The following is a 20,485-nucleotide window of genomic DNA, read 5'->3' as shown; positions in this document are numbered from 1 at the left end:
CATGGAGCGGCCGGTGCCGCGGATGCCGAGCGCGCACAGCACGCGCGCCAGCGGCTGTCCCTTGGCCTTGGCGATCGTGGCGAGGAGGTTGTCGTTGCCGGTTTCGCCCATCCGGTCCAGGCCGAGCAGCTGGTCGCGCTGCAGGGTGAACAGGTCGGCGAGATCGGCGACCAGGCCGGCCTCGACGAGCTGGACGATGCGGGTCTGGCCCAGGCCCCCGATGTCGAGCTGGTCCCGGCCGGCGGCGTAGGCGAGAGAGGCGACCAGGTGGCAGTTGCGGCCCTGAGCGCACCGCCAGCGTTCCTCGCTCGTTTCGATGCCGGACTGGCAGCGGGGGCAGTGCTCAGTTCTGGACGAAGTAGAAGGGTGCGGACGCCAAGGCGCCCGGCCCGGGACGCAGTGCCTCGGGCCGGGCGCGACATGCTCAGCGGCAGTTGGTGGAGCTGCTGTAGCTCGCTTCGACGAAGCCGTTGGTGTAGTCGGTGTTGAAGGCGTATTCGCCGTTGTTGACGTTGCGGGAGAGGTACTTGTCTCCGTTGCGGCCGACGTACGCGACGCTGAAGCCGTTGTCGGTGCTGAGGAGGTGCCTGCTCGCCTCGCCGAACGTCCTGTTGCCGACGACGCCGTCGGCCTCGGACGAGCCGAGGTAGTGCGCCTGCCACGCCTGGGTGGCGGCCTTGGTCTTGGGCCCGAACTGGCAGTCGACGTCCGACTCCGACAGGTATCCGTCCTTCCACAGCACGAGCTGCCAGAGCCCGGTGGCGCCGCTGTTGGCGTGCTGGGTGGTGGACAGCAGGCCTTCGTCGGACCAGTCGTCGCTGACGTCGCCCCAGCCGTTGACGAATCCCTGCGCGGTGGCCGCGCTGGCGGTCGGCGCGGTGGCGGTGAGCACGCCGAGCGCCAGTACGGCGGCGGCGAGTGCGGTGGCGCGGTAGCGGGTCTTCTTGATGATGTTCTTGGCCATCGTGATGTCCGGTCCCCGTCTTTGAGCGGTTGCGTGTCAGCGTGCGCCCGGGCGCGGGAGTGTGATGCTCCGGCCATCAGTTCGCACATACGTACGATATCCGAACGGCTCGCCATCTCCAAAGCGTGATCGGGGTGTTGGCGCCGACGCGGATCAACGTGAGGGAGGACGCGGCCCTTGATCTTCCGGTTCCCGCCGACGCGGGCCCTCGTTGTCAGGGGCCGTGGGGTGGCGGTGGGGTCTCTGACAGAATCGGCGCCGGTGGGCCTGCCGCATGTTTGCGAGCGCCGGGCTCCGCCGTCGAAGAGATTTGGGTGCAGACCTTGTAAGGGTGCTGTCGATCAGGTCATGAGTATGAGTTGGTCGCGGTGACGCGCCTGGTGGTTGCGGGCGAACTCCTGTTTTTCGTGCCAGGACCAGTAGGTGTCAAAGCGGCCGTTGGTGCGTAGGGCACGGAGCTTGAGCACGGCTTCGGCTCCAGGCAGGCCCCAGTGGGCCCCTTCGCCCGAGGAGGTGCCGGTGGTAGGCCGCGAGACCTCCCTCGGAGATGGGGGCGAGGCTGCTGGTGAGGGTGTACCACCCCTCCGCGCCGGTGTACTGGACGACGACGTCGGCCTCGGTACTGGTGGATTCGCGTATTCGACTGTCGCGAGTACTGCTGCGCAAGCGGTCGTTGTAGTCACTGTGTGTGCTGGGGCGTGGCAACACGGTCTGCGCTGTGAAGCAACTCGCGGTCTGGTCGTCGAGGGCTAACCTGCTCGCATGCCGGAGAAGGCGCCCAAAGCGATCAAGCGTGTGAGCAAGCAGGACCTTGTAGGACTGAGTTCGAAGAGCGAGCGCCTTAACCTCGGCAGGGGACGTGAGCCTGGATGGCTTGATCAGCACCTGGCCGACGATGCGACGGGGTCTCTGCGAGCGATCCGGTTGCGCAGTCAGCGCCCGTGTTCCAACAGGAGACGGGCCGCGGGGCGGCATGGCCGTCCGATCTGGGCGCATCGGCTTTCGAAGTCCGTCGGAAGCCAGCCTCGTCCCAGCAGCCGCGGGTGGGCAGGGAATGCCGTGATCGCGGCCAGGACGAACAGCAGCGATGCCCAGGGGGTGCGAAGCTGCACCGTGGTGTACCGGCGGTTGTTGATGTCCCGGAAACTGGTTTGGAAGACATCCGGTGCGACGAGGTCGATGGTGTCGAGGCCGACCCAGAAGAGGTCGAGTGGACACTGAGGATGGCCGAAGTAGACCCCGCGCGTGGTGACGGTGATTTCGCCGGCCCCGTCGAGTACCCAGCGAGGTCGGGCGTCGTTGGCGGCGGCACGGCGCCGGGCGGAGTTACCGACAGCCGAGCCGACCATGCTGCCGATCACGAAGGCGGGGTGGCCGAAGGCGAACATGTTCTGGTGCCTGTAGCTGCCATCCCCGATGGCCCTCCAGGTCAGACGCTGAGCAGGCCCGACGGCCAGTGCGCGGTCGCCGGGTTCGAGCCGGGCCATGGTGGCGACCAGCGGACGCTGATCGATCCGCTTCTCGACCAGGTCGGCGATGATGTCGCACGAGTGCCACAGGTACTCGTCGAGCGCGGACCACGCAGGTCGGTGACCGTTGTCGGAACGAGGTGGGGCGAAAGGGTTGTCCACTGTCTCTCCGATATCCCCGTCTGCACGCGCTGTTGGCGGCGGCCTTCGTCTGGCAGCCACTTTAGTGACGGGTCGCCAGGCTCACGAAGGAGTTGACCCGATGTCCGGGTCTGCCGCGGTTGCGCTGTCCGGACGGCCAGGCTGACGGTCTCGGTGCGCGCCAGGCGGTAGCCGCGGCCGGTGGAGGCCTGTGGGCGCATACGCGCGGTGTGCCCCCACAGGGCGCGGTTATCTGCGGCGTACGGGCAGCGTCTGCGCGAAGGCGCGTAGGACTGCCGCGCGTTCCTCGGGTGGCGTTCCGCGTACGGCTATGGCGAGGGCGACGAGGAACGTCGCCGCAAGCACCACGACCACCGCGAGCAGGAGGCCGGGCGTTCCAGTGGCGAGTTGCGCGAGGAGAGCAGGAACCGTCGTCATGGGAGTCCTCCGATGGCAGGCCAGAGCTGTCGGGACAACTTCCGGAGAGCCAGGTGCCAACGGTGGAGTGCGTCCGGTCGCAGAGGGGACCGGACAGGCGCGGCAGGGTCCGTACTGCCGACTCCGCGCAGGAATGCCTCTGCGGTTGGCCCCGGCTAGATTCCGGAGTCGTAGCAGTTGATCCACAGGTGGGACATAGCGGTCATGTCCATCACCTCCTGCGGGCGCACCCCCCTGACGGGGCCGTACGGCGCAGAATCGCGCCGCCCGCTCCCACCATGCCCTAGCAGGCACCCGGCGCGCCATCACTAACTGGCCGTTATCGCAAGCCTGTTACCAGCGCCAGGTGAGCGCCGGTCGGACCTGCGGCGCAAGGCATGTGTGCGGCCCCACTCCGGCCACGCCCGTCGGCTGGACGGCCTGGCGGAGCAGCGGCCCGGTGCGACACCCCGGCCGCCGGGACCGGCGGTTGTGCATGTCTGCGGGCGAGGCCGCGGCCCACCCCATGGCCCGGCACCGCACCTACTCGGCTCTCCCCGTGTGATCAGGGGTGATTCGGTTTCGTAGGCTGGTGGTGCTCGGGGCTACTGCGGAGGTCCACCATGCCCCGAACCGTCTGGTCCGGCGCCATCAGCTTCGGCCTGGTCACTTCTCTGAACGAAGACCTGTCTCTCAGAGGGGGTTTGGCTGACTGGGTTCATTCCCCTGATTCGCCGATTGCGGCCCGGCCCGGGCTGTGATCCCCCTCGGAGGCATGGGCGAGGAGGGGGCCCCGATCCGCCCCTGATTGATCTGCGGCTACTTATGGCTATTCAGCATCGAGTTGAGCATCTCGGCGTACTCGCTCGGGAGGGTGATCAGGGAAGTGCCCGTGTCCAGGATGGCTCCAGTCGCTTCGAACTCGGTGGTTTCGTCACCGAAGGCGACGGGGGCGGCGTGGGCGGCCGGGGCGGCCGGGATAGGGGCGGGTGCAGCCTGGGCGGCCGGGGCGGCCAGGCTGAGGCCCGCAGCGGCGAGCGCGGCGGCCGAAATGATTTTCTTCATGCTCGGCAAAAGAACCCTGCGAACGTTAGGACACGGGCATGGAGTGCCGACCGGCGCACCAGGGACCGGTCTTTGTCCCGAGTCGTCTGCACCGCAAGGCTCGCATGGACCAGCGCACCCGCGAACGGCTTCCCGTCCTGCCGGTGCTGATCGACACCGTCGACCGCAGGCGACGCGCCGCGGCCGAACTACTGGCTGCCGCCGAGCAAACCCGGCCCGGGGACTTGATCCCCGACACCGCCGGAACCTTGCGCAGAGCCGTCGCGCCCAAGGCCGCCGGGCACCTGACCTGGGCCGAGGAGACCTCGACCGGGCGGCGGCGGAACCTCACTCACGAGGAGACCGAAGCCTTCTGGGCCTTCGCCGCGATCGAGGTCTTGCGCCTGACCGGCATCCGCAACGAGGAGCTCCTGGAGCTGACCCACCACAGCATCACCGAATACCGGCTCCCCAGCACCGGCGAAGTCGTACCCCTGCTGCAGGTCGCCCCGTCCAAGACCGACAGCGAACGGCTCCTGCTGGTCAGCCCGGAACTGGCTGACATCCTTTCCACCATCATCCGCCGCCTGCGAGGAAGCAACGGCGCGATTCCGCTGGTGACCTCCTACGACGTCCATGAGCGGGTCTGGAACCCGCCGATGCCGCTGCTGTTCCAGCGCGATATCGGCACCGAACACCGCGCATTCACCCCGACCGCCCTCCGCAAGCTTCTGATCAACGCGCTGGCCGCCACGGGCCTGACTGATGCCGCTAGCGAACCGCTCGTCTTCTCCCCGCACGACTTCCGCAGGATCTTCGTGACCGACGCCATCATCAACGGCCTGCCACCGCACATTGCTCAAATGCTCTGTGGGCATAAGAGCCTTGACACGACGATGGGCTACAAGGCGATCTACCCGGCCGAGACTATCGAGGCCCATCGCGCCTTCATCGCCCGCCGCAGGGCCACCCGGCCCAGCGATGAGTATCGGACCCCCACAGAGGAGGAATGGGACGCGTTCCTCGCGCACTTCGAGAAGCGTAAGGTCTCCATCGGCACCTGCGCTCGTGCCTTTTCAAGCCCTTGTGTTCATGAACATGCTTGTGTTCGTTGCTCACTCCTCCGGCCGGACCCGGCCCAGCTCGGCCGGTTGGAGGAGATCCGCGACAACCTCATTGCCCGCATCGCCGAGGCCGAACGCGAAGGCTGGCTCGGTGAGGTTGAAGGGCTCCGTGTCAGCCTGGCCGGCGCTGAGGACAAGCTCGCGCAGATCGGCCGGAGGCCCAGTGATGACAACACCGTCGACCTCGGCCTTCCCGCCGTCAGGAGCAGAACATGATGGATGTTTTGCCGCCCCGCTACAACCTGGGCCTAATACAGAGTCGGGAGCACCCGGGCCACTGCCTCATGGAACTGGATCTGCAACGGCTCAAGCTGCCTGCTGGCCCGCTTACACGCCTCCACGTCCTTCGCCCACACCGACTCGCCTGCAAGGGTTCGGAGCTCCGTGGCAAGCGCTCGTATGCCGTCGTCGAAGACCCGAGCCCGTGCTGTCTCAAGACTCAGCACGGCCTCCGACCAGCCAACGGCTGTCGGAGTTTCCCAGACTCGAGCAGTCCAATTCCCCGTCTCCTGAAGCTCAACGAGCAACCTGTCCATCTCGCCATAAGCTGCCTTGATCAAATCAGCCACCGCAGCCTGCAGAGCTAGGACGCTCTCTCGCTGAAAAGCATCGCGGGCAGCTTGCTGATCACGCTCGAACTGCCGATCACGAGCGGCGGCCTCGCGACTTCCGGTGAGCCGCTCCTTATAGATGGTCAACGCCGATGTCGTGACGGAGCCGAGCACGACACCAACGAAGCCGAACACAGCCTCCCCAGCCAAGCCACACCCCCCTACCCCGAGCAGCCTGAGCCCTTCCTACCACCGATGCCATGCCGCGACACACAGCCAGTTCAGAGAAGCAGGCGTGTTCGTGGATGCAGGTGGTGCCGTAGGCGCGGGCGCAGGTGCCGACGGAGAGCTTGCGGCGTTCGAAGTGGCCGAGGAAGTCCCCCCACTCGGCGTCGGTGGGAGTGCGGTATTCCTCTGCTGGCCGCAGGGCGCGGCGGCGGGTGATGAAGGCGCGATGGACTTCGATGGTCTCTTCCGGGTAGATCGCGTGGTAGCCCATCGTGGTGTTGATGTTGGCGTGGCCGGCGATGACCTGCGCGATGTGAGGCGGGAGGCCGGAGCGGATGGCATCGGTGATGAACAAGCGGCGGAAGTCGTGCGGCGCGAAGACCAGTGGATGGCCGGTCGAGTCGGTGAGGCCGATGAAGGCGAGGACCTCTCCGAGTGCGCTGCGGATGAACTCGCCCGACATGCGGGATCTCTCGCCGCCGCGGTCCCACTGGAACAGCAGCGGAGACGGCGGGTTCCAGACGCGTTCCTCATAGTCGTAGGCGGACAGGAGCGGGATGGCCCCGGTCCGCGGGTCGCGGACACGTCGGATGATGGTCGCCAGGACGTCGGCCAGTTCTGGGCTGACGAGCACGACTCGCTCCTGGTCGGTCTTGGACGGAGCGATCTGCGACAGTGGGACGATCTCGCCGGTGGTAGGCAGCCAGTACTGGATCATCGCGTGATGGCTGATCTCCAGCATCTCCTCAATGCGGGCGCCGGTGTGGCGGAGAAACTCCACCGCCGCCCAGGCCCAGAACGCGCGGTGCTCGGCCTGACCGAAATGGCGAAGAGTGCCCTGCTCGTCCCGCGCGCCAGCGGTCGTCGCGTTCTTGGTGCGGACGAAAACCGCTTCGCCGATCGTGAAGGTGGTCCCGGGCGGGACGGCGAGCAGGGGCTGGAGGCGGGCCGATTGCTGGGCGTGGTGATCGGCCGCAGCCCGGACGAAGGTCTCCAGGACGGGCAGTCGCTCGCGCGTCCGCTGGTCCATGCGGGCCGTTCGCCGCTCGACGCGCTTGCGGTTGGAGACTTCAGCCTCCTTGATCGGAAAGGGTGCTGCCCAGGGTCCCCACCGGGTGGGTCCCTCGGCGGCCCAACGCGCGATGTCCAGGTGGAGAGCCCGCACCGCCACGAGTAATTGTTCGTATTCAGCACGCTCGACGAGCGTCGACCCCCGGTGCCGTCCGGCCGTTTGCGCCGCTGGGTCCTGGTGCGGAACCGCTCCTTCCATGCGGCGGCGACCCCGGGCGGCAAGTCGAGGGAGTCGATGCCTGGGTGGTGCATCTCCAGGTCGGACCAGAAGTTCCTGGTCAGATTGCGGGCGAGGTTGTCGAGGGTGCTGTAGTCGAGTCGTGGACGGGGTTCCTCAAGGTAGTCGATCAGCAGATCGCGGATCGGTGCGGAGGCCACGCCGTGCCGGTCGACCAGCTGCGTGCACGTGAGCTGCCCCGTCACCTTGTTGAGGAAACGCAGGGTCACCGGGGCGTGGTCGGCACGTTCCCCAGTTCTCGCAGCCAGGAGTAGAAGAGAGTGCCGCCAGATTGGGTACGGACCAACTTCCGTAACTCGACGTAGTACTCGAAGGCGTCCCCGGCGGTGATGTCCGCCAGGCCTCCCCCTTTCGCGAGCATGATCCGGGCCAACGCCAAGCGGGCTCGGTCCGCCCGCGGCCGGCCGCACCGGTGGACGGTCGTCCGCCCGGACGCGGGTGCCGCCGGCCCTCTCCCGGATGCGAACGTTCACCGGGCGCCTCCGAAGAGGTCGTAGAGCGACTCGGCTCGGTACCCAGGGGCGGGTACTGCCGGGACTTGCGCCAGTCGCGTCTGGCGCTGGTGGTGTGCGCGGACCGCTTCAATGATCTCGTCACGGCCGGCTGGCAGGTAGATCTGTGTGGTGCTCAGGTGCGCGTGGCCAAGGACCCACTGCACGTCCGTCAAGGCCGGTCCGGGATCACGGGCCATTCGGTAGGCGGCGGTGTGCCGCAAGTCGTGCAGCGTCCAGTTCACCCCGAGTAACGCGTTGGCCCGTTCAACATTGCCCGGGCCGCATGGTAGGTCAGCGGTCGAAAGGGCCGCCGCAGCGTCCACCACAACGCCTGGTGTCCTCCCCGGGGGCCCCAGCTCGCCAGGCCTCCTCCTGATACAAGCGCAGCCATACGAACGCATCAGGCGAGGATGGCAACTGCTGAAATGCCTTGGTTCCCTTGCGGATCACGCCAAGCAGCTGCTCGCCGGGCAGCGGGTCACGCTGCCGACTGGTCAGCAGCTCGCTGGCCCGGGCCCCGTTGACCACCCAAAAGGCCAGAAGAGCACGGTCGCGGTTGTAACGCAGCGCAGCAAACAGCTCGTTGAAACGGTCGTCGGGCAGCCGCCTCGGTAGACGCTGAGGAAGCGACGGCCGGTACCTGCCTTCCGCCGACTGCCGAGCCGTCCGGCCAGCCGTAGCTGGCAACCGGCGGCGTTCCCGCGCTGGGGAAACGGGTTGATGATCGGGCCGGTGCCCTCCTCCAAATGGAAGGCGTAGAACGACCTCAGCACAGTCTCGCAGTGCACCCGCGTCGACGCCGAGTACAGCCGGCCCGGCGCAGCCCGCCCCGTGACGGGGGTCGGCACACCTGCCGCGGGCCGTGTCACCGGCTCCAAAGCCCCCTCACCGGAGGCCTGGCGGCGCCATCGGCCCGATGCCTTTGAGCCTGGTCGGAGTTCCGTCCGGGGAGAATGAGCGGTGGAAGGTGAAGGCGTGCGCCGCGGAGCCGTGGTCGTGGAGGTGTTCCAGCCTGGAAACCCCGTCCTGCCAGGTAGGTATCACGCCGTCGGAGACCCACCAGAACACGTAATTCGGGTGCTCTGTCCTCTCGAACCAGTCGTAACGCCTGTTCAGCGCCTCACGGTGCAGGCCGGTGTAGATGGCGTCGAAGGCGGGGCGCAGGTCGGTCCAGAGCGAGAGGGTCGTGGCCAGGGCGGTGGTTGCCGCCGTATGGCCCTTGTCGTACCAGGTCGGTACGGCGAACTCTCCCCATGCACCCCAGTCCGCCTCGAAGAGCACGCCCCGGTCACCGCCTGCCGCTTCAGCACGCCCGATGTATCCGGGGTGTTGACTGATCTTCCGGTAGACGGCCTCGCCAATGTCGTAGAACTCGCGCGTGAGAGGCGCGGGATCGGCGAGAGGTGACTTCAGGGTGCCGAATGTGTACAGAGCAAGATGGGGCATGCGTCTCTCCCTGGTTGGGGCTGCCTGGCGTGGACTCGGTTCGGTGGCTTGAGCAGGGGGCAAGGGTTCGTGGGGCGTGACCGACTCATCCCATCGCGGGTGGCCCAGCCTGAAGGAACTCCTGTGCGACCGTGGGCGACCACCGACGACCAGGTGAACGTAGCGGCCTTTGCGGGCCATGTCGAAGTTGCGTTTTCGCTGTCAAAGTGGCCTCTGGTACCAGTACTTGCGGCAACTGGGGCGGTGCCGCTGCCTGCCTCCGTGGAAGTCCGCATCTGCCCAGCAAGTGCCGGGAAGCAGCTTCGACAACCTCGCTCAAGCCGGTGTGCCGGGGGCGAGGCCAGCGGCGTTGTCGGCTGGCGACGGGAGGGATGCCGTCGACAAGGACCAGGGTTCGCGTGACGGTTGACGTTGGCGGCGGTGGTGATGACCTTGAACGGGGTGCCCCTGCCGTCGCAGATCAGGTGGTGTTTACTGCCCGGCTCCCCACGGTCGACCGGTGACGGGCCGGTGGCCTCGCCCCCTCTTTCGTGCGGATGTGGGAGGCATCCACGCAGGCCCGGGTCCGGTCGAGTTCGTCAGGCGCGTGGAGCTGGGCGAGCAGGATGCGGTGCGGCTTCTCGAAGACACCCGCCTCGTGCCACCGCCCTGGCCGGCGCCAGCAGGCCTGACCGGAGCCGAACCCCGGCTCCAGCGTTAGCAGTTGCCAGCTGACGTCGTTGTAGAGCACGTACATGATGTCCTGCAGGCACAGCCGCCGGTCATCGAGCGGCCTCGGGCCGGGAGCCTTCTGCGGCCAGGGCGGCAGCAACGGCTCGACCAGCGCCCACAGTCCGTCATCCACGATCCGTGGCCGATTCCCCACACCTCACGAACGGCGGAATCGTCCTACTGGTCACGCCCGACCAGCGCGCCTCAACAAGATCGTGTTACGAGCTCGTAGGGCCGTGCCGAAGCGGTCCTTGCAGGCCAGTGGGACGAGAAGTGGCTGGGCCTGTCCTCGGCCGCCGAAGCAAAGAACATCCCAGAAGAGGAGGTGTTCCTTCGCGCGGCAGAGATCGATGCCGATGGTCTCGCTGCTCAAGATCCGAGGTTCGCACGACTAGGGCCTGTCCGAGGGGTCGCGTGACAGGCTGGCTGGTGGATCGTTCCGTCCCGTGTGGGGCGGCCCGCGACCGCCCGCGAAGCCTCGTTGAGGTCTTCGGCCGCAAGGCCCCAACCAAACGGTCGAGTTGTTCGTGATACCGGGTGAAGGGGATCGGAGGGGATGTGGCCGAATGGTCAAGGCTGTTGTCCGAGCTCGCGCAGGAGCGCGGCGAGGAGCTGAACCGGTACGGCTTCCTGCTGTGCGGCGACCGCGCGGAGGCCGCTGACCTGGTTCAGGAGGCACTGGTGCGGGTCTTCTCCCGGCCCCGCCGTGCGTGGGAACTGGGGGAGGCGGAGGCATACGTGCGTCGCACGATGCTCAACCGCTACCTGGACCTGCACCGGCGCCGCGCCCGTTGGATCCGCGCGCTTCCGCGGCTCGTGTCCTCGGCGCCGGTCGCCGACCACAGCGCGGACGTCCTGCATCGGGTCGACCTCATGGACGCCCTGCGCGGGCTGTCGCCGAGGCAGCGGGCGTGCGTGGTGCTCCGTTACTACGAGGACATGTCCACCGCGGACGTCGCGGCGCGGCTCGGCTGCGGTGAGGGGACGGTCAAGCGTCATCTGAGCGACGCGCTGGCACGGCTGGGGGCCCAGTTGCGGCCACCGCAACATCGCGTCGCGGAGGAAAGGGTGGAGACATGAAGCCCGTGGACCTGCGCGCACAGCTGCTGGCTGCCGCGCAACGCACACCACCGCTGGAGATCGACACCGAACGCGTCCGGACCCGGGTGCGCCGGCGCAGAGGCGTCCGGTACACCGCCGTGGCCGGGGCGGGCCTGGCCGTGGCCGCCGCGGTGGTGCTGAACACGTTGCCGTCCGACTCGACACCGGAGCCGAAGACACCGATGGGCTCGCTGCAGAGGCAGCCCCCGGCGACGAGCGGCGCAGTTCCGGGGCTCCCTCGTCACACCTGCGGCGCCACCATTCCGGCGAGTACCGGCCGCGGAGCCGTGACCGTACGTATCTCCGATGCGCGCACGGCCCCAAACGGAGCCCCGCAGGTCACCTACGAGGTGGACTCGACCGCCCCAGCGGTCCTGTCCGGCGAGCCACGGATTCTCGTCCTGAAGGACGGCCGGGTCGTGGCCGGTCAGGACCCATCCGGACCAGCCTCTGAGAACACCGCGCTACAGGTGACCATCACCCCCGACCGTCCGTACCGCGCCCGGCTAGCGCCCGTGCCGGGCCGTCTCTGCGCGGGAACCACCTGGAGCTCGGTGCGGAAGGGCGGCTACGAAGTGGCCGTCGTCCTCGTCACCCAGCATGCCGTGCCGTCCGGCACTCAAGCCCCCGATTTATTGATCGTCGCCCGTACCCCCTGGCCGGATGAACAGCCCACCTCATGACGGGCTTCTCCTTCTCCTCTCGCACCGCTCTCGACACCTCATGGAGGAACTCATGCGTCGCCCCCTGCTGCCCGCCGTCCTCGTCGTGTTGCTCGCCCTTGCCGGATGCGGGGCCGATTCCGACGCAGCGACCGGCGATCCGACCCACACCGACCCCGCGCTCCTTGCGCACGCCAAGAAGGTCGCACCCCTGAACGCCGTCGCCAACGCCCTCGGCGAGCAGGGTCGTGGAGCGTTCGCCGATACCTACAGCGACCTGCACGTCGACGAGGACCATGGCTTCGTCACCCTCTACGCCACCGACAGCACCCGAGCCGCGAAGCTGGTCGCCTCCGCCAAGCACGCCCACCCGACGATCGACACCGCGCTGATACGCGTTCAGCACGCCGATTACAGCAGGAAGGTCCTGGACGGGGAGATCGACAAGATCGTCCCGGTGGGCGCCGTCAAGGACGCCTCGAAGGAGGTGTACTACGGCGCCTCGCCCAACGCCGACGGCTCCGGCATCACCATCGAGGTCAAGCCGAGCGCACTCAGCCGGGTCAGGGCGCAGGGCAACCGGCTGGACGGCATTCCCGTCACCTACGTACCCGGCAAGATCAAGACGGCGGCCTCTTGGCGATGAAACGACAGCCGTCCGCAGATCGGCCGCGACGTCCTCGTCGGCGACGCGCGCAAGCGGCCCGGTCGAAGACGATCAAGGTGGATGAAGCCCGCGAGACCGCGCTGAGACTCTGCGGTACAGCCGACGAACTGCTCGTGTGGACCTTCTCCAGCCTGCCTGCGGCTGGCAGCAACAGGTTCTCCACTCGGCTGAGGGCACTTCCTGCGGATCGTCTAGCCCCCGCAGAGGACTCGACGGTCTGCCGGGCACACCAGCATGCGGACGTGGCCACCCGCTTCGACAAACGGGCGTACGTCTTCCACGGCACGGTGACCGTCACCGCGATCGGGCTGTGGCTCCGCTCCTGAGCGCTGCTCGCCTACTTCCGATTCACCATGCCTACCGAAGGACGGGGCGGTTGGTGGATGTGTACTCGTCCGCGATGTTGAACACGCTGGCGCAGGGGGGCATTCGGCCTGGCCGAAGAGGTGGGCGATTCCGTCGGCGAGGGCCTCGTGCCGTCGCGGACGGCAGTCTCGTGCATCCACCGGCAGGTGCCGGAGAGTGCCTCGGGAGAGGCCGGCCGTGGGTCGCGACGTTCCACGTCGCCCAGGTGCCAGTCCCGGATCGCTGAACAGCGCCCGTGGTCCCCGATAGCGATCGTCACTTCCACGGCGCAGCGGGGGCAAGCCAGGTGGTAGAAGTCGTCCGTGAAGTCCCCCAGGACGGCACTCCAGTGGTACTCCTCCTTGGCCGCGAGCGTATCGAGGAAGGTCGCGAGGTAGTCGGCCGGCCGCGATTGCAGGTGCCGGTCCACCAGTTTGCGGAACTCCGCGATCGCGTCGTCGCAGTCCGCCAGCAGATCGTCGCAGCCGCGGTGTCCTGCCGCGCCCCGCAGGATCGCTGCGGCCAGTCCACGCGCCCGTGCGCTCTTCGAGGCGAGACGCACCAGGCGCGGCAGGGCGGCGAAGCTGGCGGGGAAGACGAGGTCGTATTCGAGGACCAGCCGGTATGCCAGCTCCTCCCATGCTTCGGCGTTGTCCTCGAGCTCCACCCGTTCCAGAAGTACCGGGACACGATCGACATCCCCGTAGCAGTCGTGCATCTGCGTCCAGTTCACCACCTGGGCATTAGAGCGCCCCATGGCAGCCGGGGTGGCCCCTCTGTTCCTGGCCCACCGGACACGCCCTAGTCCGCTTGATCAAGGCATAGAAGAGGCGACACGCAGTTGTGCGCGAAGTCGTGTACCGACTCGTCGCTGAGAACGGCCTGTGGTCAGCGGTTGCCCGTCCAGACGATCCGGTCAGCGAAGCCGCCCCGCTCACCCCCTTTGGCCTCGCGGAACTTCTCCAGCGGATCCGCGTCGACCCCCAGGTCTGCGGCGAGCGCGCGCACGACCTCCAGCACGGCTGCGAGTTCCTATTCCGAGCAGTTCCCGCTGCCACAGGCCACGGCGGCTCCCTGGGTCCCGCGTCGGCGCCGCCAGTACGCGGCGTCAGCAGTCCCCGGGCGGTGGGCAACCGGGGGGGCGCCGGGCGTTGAGCCGGGGGAGCCTGTGGATCTGTGCCGTGCTCGGCGTCGCCACCAAACTGTCTGCAATGCGGCCTGGCTGGGGCTGGCCCAGGCTCGGTCTGATCTGCCGGCGCCGGTGATGGTCCTCGACGCCGTAGCCGAAACGCTGCTGATCCGCACCGGCGCCCACGCCGATGTCGGAGCGCCGCCCCGCTACTCCCTGTTCGGCGGTCACTGGTACAGATCCCGCTCGCCCAACTCGTGCTCTGCCCCCTCCTCTTCGTTCTGCCCACCGCGCTGCGCATCGTGACGGCCCGCAAGAAGGGCCGCCAGGTCGCCGTCTTCGCCGGGCCCGACCGACTGCCCGGTGTCCTCCATGTCGCGGTCCGGTTGCTGAGCGGTATCGGATTCGCTCACCTGACGCTCCTGCTGTGGCTGATCGGCGTCGGCCTCTCCCTCTCCCATCGATCGATTCCCCTCGACACGCCCCATTTCCTGCATCCGTGACTACCCAAGCGGACACCGCTCCGCTCCGTACCCTCACCGCGGCTGAACCGCCTGCCAAGGGCCCTGTCCCCGGAAGGCAGGCCACTCCATGAGACCGGAAACAACATCCAAGCAACGAGGTATGTGCGGCCATCACCTAGGCCGGCGGTCAGGTGCGGTGGGCGACTCCCACGACGTATCCACCATGGAAGGAGCCCAAGCGGCCGTCGATGCCGCACTGCGGAAGTGGGGGCGTATCGACGACAGCCACTTCGGAAGTACGGTGCACATGAGCCGAGCGGCATGGCCCACGATGCGGAATCGCGGATACCGTCGCATCGTCAACACCTGTTCCGCTGCCATCTTCGGCATCACGAGGGCCAGCGCGTACGCGGCGGCGGCGGCACAGCCGCATCGCTGCCTTGATAGAGAGTGTCACGACCCCGATCTCTATGCTGACGGCATGATCGATGTGCCGATTTCAGCGCTGGAAGTCGCGGTGGTCGAATCAGGGACCAGTGGCGTGGAGACCCTGCGTGACACAGCTACCTTCGCCCGCAGGCTCGAATTACTGGGGTATCACCGGATCTGGTACGCCGAGCACCACCATTCGCCCGCGATCGGCGCGTTCCCGCCGGTGGTGTTGATCGCCCATGCGGCGGCCTCGACCTCGGCCATCCGCCTCGGGTCGGGTGGAGTGCTCGCGCCCAACCATGCGCCCATCACGCTGGCGGAGCAGTTCGGAACACTGGCCGCGTTGCACCCGGACCGCATCGACCTGGGTATCGGCCGCGGCCCTGGCACCTTCGACGAGGCCACCGCGCGGGCATTGCGCCGCGGAGCCGGACCGGCGACGGACGCGCAGTACCACGACGACGTCGCTGCGATCCTCTCCTTTCTGGTCGAGGAAGTGGCACTCGGCCGGCTGCCGGAGCCATGGCTGCTGTGCTCCAGTACCGCGGGTGCCGCCCTCGCCGCGCGGCTCGGCCTGCCGATCGCCGTCGCACACCACATCCGGCCCGACAACACCTTCGCGGTGCTGGAGCGCTATCGTGCGGCGTTCATCCCGTCCCGCTGGTGCGAGCAGCCCCGGGTGGTGGTGTGCCTGGAGGCGATATGCGCGGAGACGGAGGAGGAAGCGGCGTGGCGGGCCGGGCCCATGGACGTCGTCAAGGCCGGGCTGCTCAAAGGTCTGAGCGAGATTCCCTTCCCCACGCCCGCGGATGCCGCCAGCCATCCCTTCACGGCGGAGGAACGGCAGGCGCTTGCCGGTTTCCGTGCACAGCAGGCGTGCGGGACGCCCGAGGCCGTCGTACGCCGGCTCGCGCAACTGGCCGCCGAGACCGGAGCAGACGAACTCATGCTGACCACACCTGTCTACGACCTCGAGGCCCGCGTCCGCTCCTACGACCTCATCAAGAGGCACTGCGAGGCCACGAAGACACCGTGACAACCGCGCCGCACCGAACCGTCCGTTCTGACTCCCACCAGGGCTGCCCCGCGCACCGCATCAAGGAGGGCAAGACCCGACGCGAGTTCGTCCGAGGCCTCAAACGCTGCGCGACCCGGGAGGTCTTCCACCTGGTCAGACAGCGACAGCCAGGACGCCGCTCATAGGGCCTGTGACAGAACAGGCGATGCGGAGCTCCGCTGGCCCGCCTGACTTGAGGAAGCCCCGCTGGTCTGCTCCGGCGGGGTTTCGTCGTGCGGCTGGCCAAGACGGGATGAAGATCGTGCTGGACGCTTCGTTGCACTCCGGCTCGCCGCTTTCGACCACGCGGAGGAGTGAGGCGGTGACGACGCGGGCGGAGAGGGCAGGCGCTCAGCGGTTCCGGTGAAGTCTGCTGGTGATCCTTGGATGCGGGTACGTTGGCGGGTCAGCGCCTGGTCCACGGCGGTGGCGATGCCGTCGATGCGACATGTGCGGGGCCGACACCGTCCGCGTCCGGGACCAGCGCGGGCGGCCCCCGCCGGGCCGGCCGGCCAGCCGACAGCAGACGAACTCCAGCAGCACGGTCGCGTCGATCTTGCCGGGCGTGTGCTCCCACCACAGGTCAGGATCGGCACCGTTCCCAGCGGCCGCATTGCGGGTCGAAACGATACTTTTCGAGTAGCAGCTTTCCGCGGGACTTTGCGCGGCGTAACTCGACTGTGCATAAGCACCCTCCTCTGGGCCACTCGATGGTGCTGCAGGAAAAAAAAGCCGCCGCCAACAGCGCGAACGGTCGCGCAGGAGCCTTCCGGGCGTCCGCCCGCGCCCGAACGCCGAGGGTATGCGCTGCACCATCCGAGTGACGGCGGGATGAGTCGCTTCCCCTGCCCGCGCCCGTACAGGATTCTCAAATTGCTCAGCTACAGGGAGAGATGGGCACTGGGAGGGAGAGATCGCGGATGCGTGCACTCATGCGGCTACTCACAGGTGAGAGGACGACCAGGTCGGTACCAGTCGCCGGTGCGGCGCTGTCGCTGTTCACCGGATCGGCACCGTTCCCAGCGGCCGTATTGCAGTCGCCGGTGCGGCGCCTCGAGTTACGCCGCGCAAATGCGATCCGAATCAATTCCTCGACGCGGCTCAGGCGGGGCAGACCCTGAGCTTCGGTGTGCGGCTGCCGTTGAGCGTGCGATTCGGCTGACCGGCAGGGATCAGTGCCAGAGGCCGAGGCAGTGCGGAAGTCGTCACGCCCAAGGACAAGTCGCCGGTGGCGCCGCGCGAGGACAGGAGCGATCGGCGTGTCCACGTGCTGGGCGCTCTGGTCGTGGGTGCCGATCCTGACCTGTGGTGGGAGCAGACACCCGGCGAGATCGACGCGGTCCTGCTGCTGGAGTTCGTCTGCTGTCGGCTGGCCGGCCGGCCCGGCGGGGGCCGCCCGCGCTGGCCCCGGACGCGGACGGTGTCGGCCCCGCACTGCCAGTCTGGCGACGGCCGAGGCCATGCACCGTGGTGCGGGACAACGCCTCCGCGCCCCTGGACAAGAAGTTCAAGGGCCGCCGCGAGCAGCTCGCGAGGACGTCAGCTGCTTACCCCTCTCCAGGGCTGCGTCACTGAAGGGAGCGAGGGGGGACGAGAAGAGATCACCGGTGTCGTTTGGGGGGCCAGGGCCATAGCTCCGGGACAGCGCTGGCGCCGATGAACCAGCTCGTGCATCCGATGGTCCACGCGGGGGCGCCGTGTAGCCGTGAGTCGGTCAGCGCACCATAAGCATCCAGACAAAGTGACTACATCCTGCGCTGGATCGACGATGGACGCGTCGTGCGGCACAGCCTCGCGAACCAGCGCGTACGAGTGAGCGTGGGTGCGGCGCGCCGGTCTCGGAAGGGTCTACTGGGCCTCTCTCAACTGCAGTTGGTGCGCCGATGGTGCGGCACCCGTTCACGCCGTCTCCCATCGGAGGCCGCAGCCACCGCCCAGGTCGACCATCGCATGGTACCTCGCGGGCATGCCGGCTCGGAGGGCGAGGACTCGTTTCGGCGTCCAGGGGACGATGCGCCGCAGGCCCACAGACTGCCCGACGGGCCCGGAAGCTTGAGAAGCCATGATCGCTCGGGCCAAAGCAGCTCCGGCAAAAGTCGCTGTGCCGCCCTCGGATATCCTCTGCCTGCTGCGGCCCCACCGATCGCGAAGGTGGCCTCGGATATTGACACATGCGACCAGCTACGGAATGCCGCCCCGGGTGATCCCGACGTAATCGATTGCCAGAGGGCCAACGAAGGAGGTGGGGGAGTTGCGGAAACGGTGGTTCAAGCGGAATGCCGAAGTCATGAGCCGGTGGTCTGAGCGTTTGATATTTCTCGGCGCCTGTGCCATCGGAATCCACCGCGCATACCAGCACGCCTTCATCCACGCCTCGCTGTGGTTCGCCGCCGGCCTTGGCGGCACATTGGTACACATCGCTGACGCACGGCGAGCCAGGCGCAACGCCGAGCGGGCACGCCAGCACCAACTGCGTACTCTCGCCGAGCTGTTCCGCGAGGCCGCCTCCAGTACGAAGAAGGGGCCATGAAGCGCCGAGCATGGAAATGAGCACTGATCTCGGCCTCGATGGCACTGTCGGTCTCCGCGCGCATGGGATCGAGGTGCCACGCACGACACCCCCGCTCGAGCCGTCTTTGTACCGTGCGGGGGTGCTCGCTTGCCGGCTGCGCGGCGGAGACCGTGACCGGAAGAGCCCCTACCTCAGCGCGACCCCGTCCCCTGCCGCCGTCGCCGAGCTGGTCGTGCCCGTTCCCGCGAAGTGCCAGCGCCAGGTGCCGGAGGCGTTCGCAGTGGCTGTCGTCCTCAGCTTGCCGGCACTGTCGGTGGTCACCGTCTTGACCGTGGTGTACGTCGAGGTACCGGACTTCTTGAACTGCAGGGCGACCTTCTGGCCGGCGAAGCCGGTGTAGGTGTTGGTGTTCCAGTCGGCTCGGGTCAGGGCGCCGGTCACCGTCAGCGTTTTGCCCTTGCTCACCGGTTCGGGCGTCGCCTGGGTGGTCGCCAGCTTGGCGTAGCGCTTGATCTTCATCGTGGCGCTGCTGTCCAGCGTGTAGTAGTCGCCGTCGTAGGCAGAGGCCTCCAGATCGAGGTGCCAGGTGCCGGCCGAGCTGTTGCGGAGGTCGGCATAGTCGGTGCGGTCGGGCTCCAGGCTGTACGACCAGGTGCACTTCATGGTCGTCGAGGTGGGGCGCGTGCACGCTGACGACTTCGCGTACTGGATGCGGCTGTCGGAGCTCACCAACTTGAGGCCGACCATCATCCTGATGCCGGAGCTGTCCTTGGCGGTGGCTGTGACCGTCAGCTCCTGCGGCTCGCTGATGCCGACGTTGACGGTGGTCTTGCTGAACGCCACCGAGGTGAAGACGATGTCACCCTTGTGGTCGTCCGCCTGCGCGGTGGGCGCGAGAAGGGGGAGCAGCGCCAGGCTGCCGACGGTGGCGACCGCGGCCGTACGGATGTGCATGGTTCTCCAGGAACGATGAGCCGGATCCCCACTCATGGAGTCCGGGTGTGCTGAAGACCGTCCACATACCGGATTGGTTGCACGCACACCTCAAGTTGTTACAGACGCTTCCCAGGCGTGCCCGAAGTGTGTGCGTTCTGGACGGGCTCGCGCTGCTCATCCGTCACTCCTGGATGAGTGAGTCCGATGTCCGTGCTAGCGGCAACCATGGCGAAGGGCGTCCGTGGTGTGGTGATCAGTCTTCGGTTCCGTCCTCGTGCAGGGACGGGACCAGGGTCTGACATGTCATGCACCCTGTGTTGGTCAGGCGCTGGCAGCTGGAGGGGGCGGGCATTGCGTTGCAGATGTGCCGCAGGTGCATGTTCCTTGCTAAGGCAACCCAAGACCGGAAAAGTAGCACTATTTCGAGCCATTGACTTCACCGTCGAACAACCCCCCGAACGAGATCGATCCGTACGGACGATCGAGCGCGAGGCGTGTCACGCGCCTTGCGAGTTGCTTCCGGCACGATCAGTCACTGGTACAGGCGTTCCAGGTACTGCGAGCCGTAGTACGCCTCCAGCTCCTCCACACTCTCCGAACGGCGATCGTGCGCCTTCGCGAGCACCGCGCGGGACGGCGCCGCTTCCGGCCGCCAGGTCTCCGGCTGCCAGACTCCGCCGCGCAGCAGGGCCCTCGGGCAGTGGTAGAAGACCTGGTCGATCTCGACCAGCAGGGCCAGCTGTGGACGATTCCCCTTCACCACCATGTCGTCGAAGAAAGGCGCATCGCGCAGGATGCGCGCGCGGCCGTTGATGCGCAGGGTGTCGGGGCGGCCGGGGATCAGGTAGAGCAGCCCCACGTGGGGATTGGCCAGGATGTTACGGAACCCGTCGGCCCGTCGGTTCCCGGGACGTTCGGGGATCACGATCGTCGTGTCGTCCAGCACGAGCGTGAACCCGGCCGGGTCACCCTTCGGTGACGCGTCACAGCTTCCGTCGGCGCCCGAGGTCGCCACCACACACACCGGCGACGCGGCCAGCCACTGGCGGTCGTGCTCGTGCAGGCTCGGCCGGACCTTGACCAGCGCGCCCGGCGTCGGCTCGCCGAGTAGGTCCCCCAGCTCGTCCACTGACGTCACCTCGACCAGGTCTGTGAGCAGCACGGACCCCACCCCCGTCCATTTGGTATGTGAACAGGTCGAGCGTAGACGACGGCTCGCTGTCAGTAGCCGGTGTTTTGCCTGTCTTACGGATGTGTGGCGCGGGCGCAGGAGGCCCGTCTG

The 20,485-nt window shown here is 67.6% G+C and carries 21 protein-coding genes and 1 pseudogene; 7 read left to right on the top strand and 15 right to left on the bottom strand.

Annotated elements, in window-relative coordinates; genetic code table 11:
- The 5 genes and pseudogenes from IE244_RS40525 to IE244_RS40505 form a co-directional block, all read right to left on the bottom strand.
- Positions 1-345, bottom strand: a pseudogene (locus IE244_RS40525) (NAD-dependent DNA ligase LigA); the annotation flags it as partial.
- A 79-nt stretch (positions 346-424) separates the two neighbouring features.
- Positions 425-964 (bottom strand): peptidoglycan-binding domain-containing protein, encoded by a 540-nt coding sequence (locus tag IE244_RS40520; RefSeq protein WP_191878582.1) that lies wholly within the window; start codon positions 962-964, stop codon positions 425-427.
- Between the two features lie 932 nt (positions 965-1,896).
- Positions 1,897-2,595: a hypothetical protein gene (locus IE244_RS42640; RefSeq protein ID WP_229854858.1), complete on the bottom strand. Its 699-nt coding sequence runs from the start codon at positions 2,593-2,595 to the stop codon at positions 1,897-1,899.
- Between the two features lie 228 nt (positions 2,596-2,823).
- Positions 2,824-3,012, bottom strand: a complete 189-nt coding sequence (locus tag IE244_RS40510; RefSeq protein WP_191878581.1) for a hypothetical protein — start codon at positions 3,010-3,012, stop codon at positions 2,824-2,826.
- Between the two features lie 798 nt (positions 3,013-3,810).
- Positions 3,811-4,056 (bottom strand): pepsin-like aspartyl protease, encoded by a 246-nt coding sequence (locus IE244_RS40505; RefSeq protein WP_191878580.1) that lies wholly within the window; start codon positions 4,054-4,056, stop codon positions 3,811-3,813.
- A 104-nt stretch (positions 4,057-4,160) separates the two neighbouring features.
- On the opposite strand from IE244_RS40505, the gene IE244_RS40500 reads away from it, so the two are divergent.
- Positions 4,161-5,375, top strand: coding sequence for a tyrosine-type recombinase/integrase (locus IE244_RS40500; protein WP_229854857.1), 1,215 nt, complete (start codon positions 4,161-4,163; stop codon positions 5,373-5,375).
- Positions 5,376-5,407: 32 nt separating this feature from the next.
- Here IE244_RS40500 and IE244_RS40495 read toward each other — a convergent pair whose 3' ends face one another.
- The 6 genes from IE244_RS40495 to IE244_RS43345 all read right to left on the bottom strand — a co-directional run bounded on the left by IE244_RS40495 (position 5,408) and on the right by IE244_RS43345 (position 10,031).
- The gene (locus IE244_RS40495) at positions 5,408-5,857 is read right to left on the bottom strand and encodes a hypothetical protein (protein WP_191878578.1); all 450 of its coding nucleotides are present in this window, start codon (positions 5,855-5,857) and stop codon (positions 5,408-5,410) included.
- Positions 5,844-7,208, bottom strand: a complete 1,365-nt coding sequence (locus IE244_RS40490; RefSeq protein ID WP_191878577.1) for a tyrosine-type recombinase/integrase — start codon at positions 7,206-7,208, stop codon at positions 5,844-5,846. The genes IE244_RS40495 and IE244_RS40490 overlap by 14 nt, the downstream gene beginning before the upstream one ends.
- Positions 7,209-7,452: 244 nt before the next feature.
- A complete protein-coding gene (locus tag IE244_RS40485; protein WP_229854855.1) occupies positions 7,453-7,626 on the bottom strand; it encodes a hypothetical protein in 174 nt (57 codons plus the stop codon).
- 90 nt (positions 7,627-7,716) lie between these two features.
- Positions 7,717-8,142: a site-specific integrase gene (locus IE244_RS42635; protein WP_229854853.1), complete on the bottom strand. Its 426-nt coding sequence runs from the start codon at positions 8,140-8,142 to the stop codon at positions 7,717-7,719.
- Positions 8,143-8,626: 484 nt separating this feature from the next.
- On the bottom strand, positions 8,627-9,187 hold the full coding sequence (locus IE244_RS40475) for a DUF3291 domain-containing protein (protein ID WP_191878575.1): 561 nt from the start codon (positions 9,185-9,187) through the stop codon (positions 8,627-8,629).
- A gap of 460 nt (positions 9,188-9,647) precedes the next feature.
- Positions 9,648-10,031 (bottom strand): transposase, encoded by a 384-nt coding sequence (locus IE244_RS43345; protein WP_191878574.1) that lies wholly within the window; start codon positions 10,029-10,031, stop codon positions 9,648-9,650.
- A 446-nt stretch (positions 10,032-10,477) separates the two neighbouring features.
- Here IE244_RS43345 and IE244_RS40465 point away from each other — a divergent pair, with 446 nt between their 5' ends.
- Genes IE244_RS40465 through IE244_RS40455 form a run of 3 tightly spaced genes read left to right on the top strand, consistent with a single transcriptional unit; the run spans position 10,478 to position 12,307 of the window.
- Positions 10,478-10,978, top strand: coding sequence for a SigE family RNA polymerase sigma factor (locus tag IE244_RS40465; protein WP_229854851.1), 501 nt, complete (start codon positions 10,478-10,480; stop codon positions 10,976-10,978).
- A complete protein-coding gene (locus IE244_RS40460) occupies positions 10,975-11,682 on the top strand; it encodes a hypothetical protein (protein ID WP_191878572.1) in 708 nt (235 codons plus the stop codon). Before IE244_RS40465 ends, IE244_RS40460 begins: the two co-directional genes overlap by 4 nt.
- A gap of 52 nt (positions 11,683-11,734) precedes the next feature.
- Positions 11,735-12,307 carry a hypothetical protein gene (locus tag IE244_RS40455; RefSeq protein ID WP_191878571.1) on the top strand — a complete coding sequence of 191 codons (573 nt, stop codon included), beginning with the start codon at positions 11,735-11,737 and terminating at the stop codon, positions 12,305-12,307.
- A 358-nt stretch (positions 12,308-12,665) separates the two neighbouring features.
- On the opposite strand, the gene IE244_RS40450 is transcribed toward IE244_RS40455, so the two are convergent.
- Both IE244_RS40450 and IE244_RS42925 read right to left on the bottom strand, forming a co-directional pair.
- On the bottom strand, positions 12,666-13,409 hold the full coding sequence (locus IE244_RS40450; RefSeq protein WP_191878570.1) for a hypothetical protein: 744 nt from the start codon (positions 13,407-13,409) through the stop codon (positions 12,666-12,668).
- A 152-nt stretch (positions 13,410-13,561) separates the two neighbouring features.
- Positions 13,562-13,693, bottom strand: coding sequence for a nucleoside triphosphate pyrophosphohydrolase family protein (locus tag IE244_RS42925; protein WP_268252934.1), 132 nt, complete (start codon positions 13,691-13,693; stop codon positions 13,562-13,564).
- 366 nt (positions 13,694-14,059) lie between these two features.
- On the opposite strand from IE244_RS42925, the gene IE244_RS40445 reads away from it, so the two are divergent.
- The 3 genes from IE244_RS40445 to IE244_RS40435 all read left to right on the top strand — a co-directional run bounded on the left by IE244_RS40445 (position 14,060) and on the right by IE244_RS40435 (position 18,285).
- Positions 14,060-14,305 carry a hypothetical protein gene (locus IE244_RS40445; RefSeq protein WP_191878569.1) on the top strand — a complete coding sequence of 82 codons (246 nt, stop codon included), beginning with the start codon at positions 14,060-14,062 and terminating at the stop codon, positions 14,303-14,305.
- 442 nt (positions 14,306-14,747) lie between these two features.
- A complete protein-coding gene (locus IE244_RS40440) occupies positions 14,748-15,734 on the top strand; it encodes an MsnO8 family LLM class oxidoreductase (protein WP_191878583.1) in 987 nt (328 codons plus the stop codon).
- 2,263 nt (positions 15,735-17,997) lie between these two features.
- Complete coding sequence (locus IE244_RS40435; protein WP_191878568.1) at positions 17,998-18,285, top strand: hypothetical protein; 288 nt, start codon at positions 17,998-18,000, stop codon at positions 18,283-18,285.
- Positions 18,286-18,453: 168 nt separating this feature from the next.
- On the opposite strand, the gene IE244_RS40430 is transcribed toward IE244_RS40435, so the two are convergent.
- On the bottom strand, positions 18,454-19,221 hold the full coding sequence (locus IE244_RS40430) for a calcium-binding protein (RefSeq protein ID WP_191878567.1): 768 nt from the start codon (positions 19,219-19,221) through the stop codon (positions 18,454-18,456).
- 514 nt (positions 19,222-19,735) lie between these two features.
- The gene (locus tag IE244_RS40425; RefSeq protein WP_191878566.1) at positions 19,736-20,365 is read right to left on the bottom strand and encodes a pyridoxamine 5'-phosphate oxidase family protein; all 630 of its coding nucleotides are present in this window, start codon (positions 20,363-20,365) and stop codon (positions 19,736-19,738) included.
- Positions 20,366-20,485 lie beyond the last annotated feature (120 nt).

Source organism: Streptomyces filipinensis, from assembly GCF_014649495.1.
GTDB classification, from domain to species: domain Bacteria; phylum Actinomycetota; class Actinomycetes; order Streptomycetales; family Streptomycetaceae; genus Streptomyces; species Streptomyces filipinensis.
Note: the sequence above shows the minus strand (reverse complement) of the source record. Positions and strands in the feature narration are given on the sequence as shown.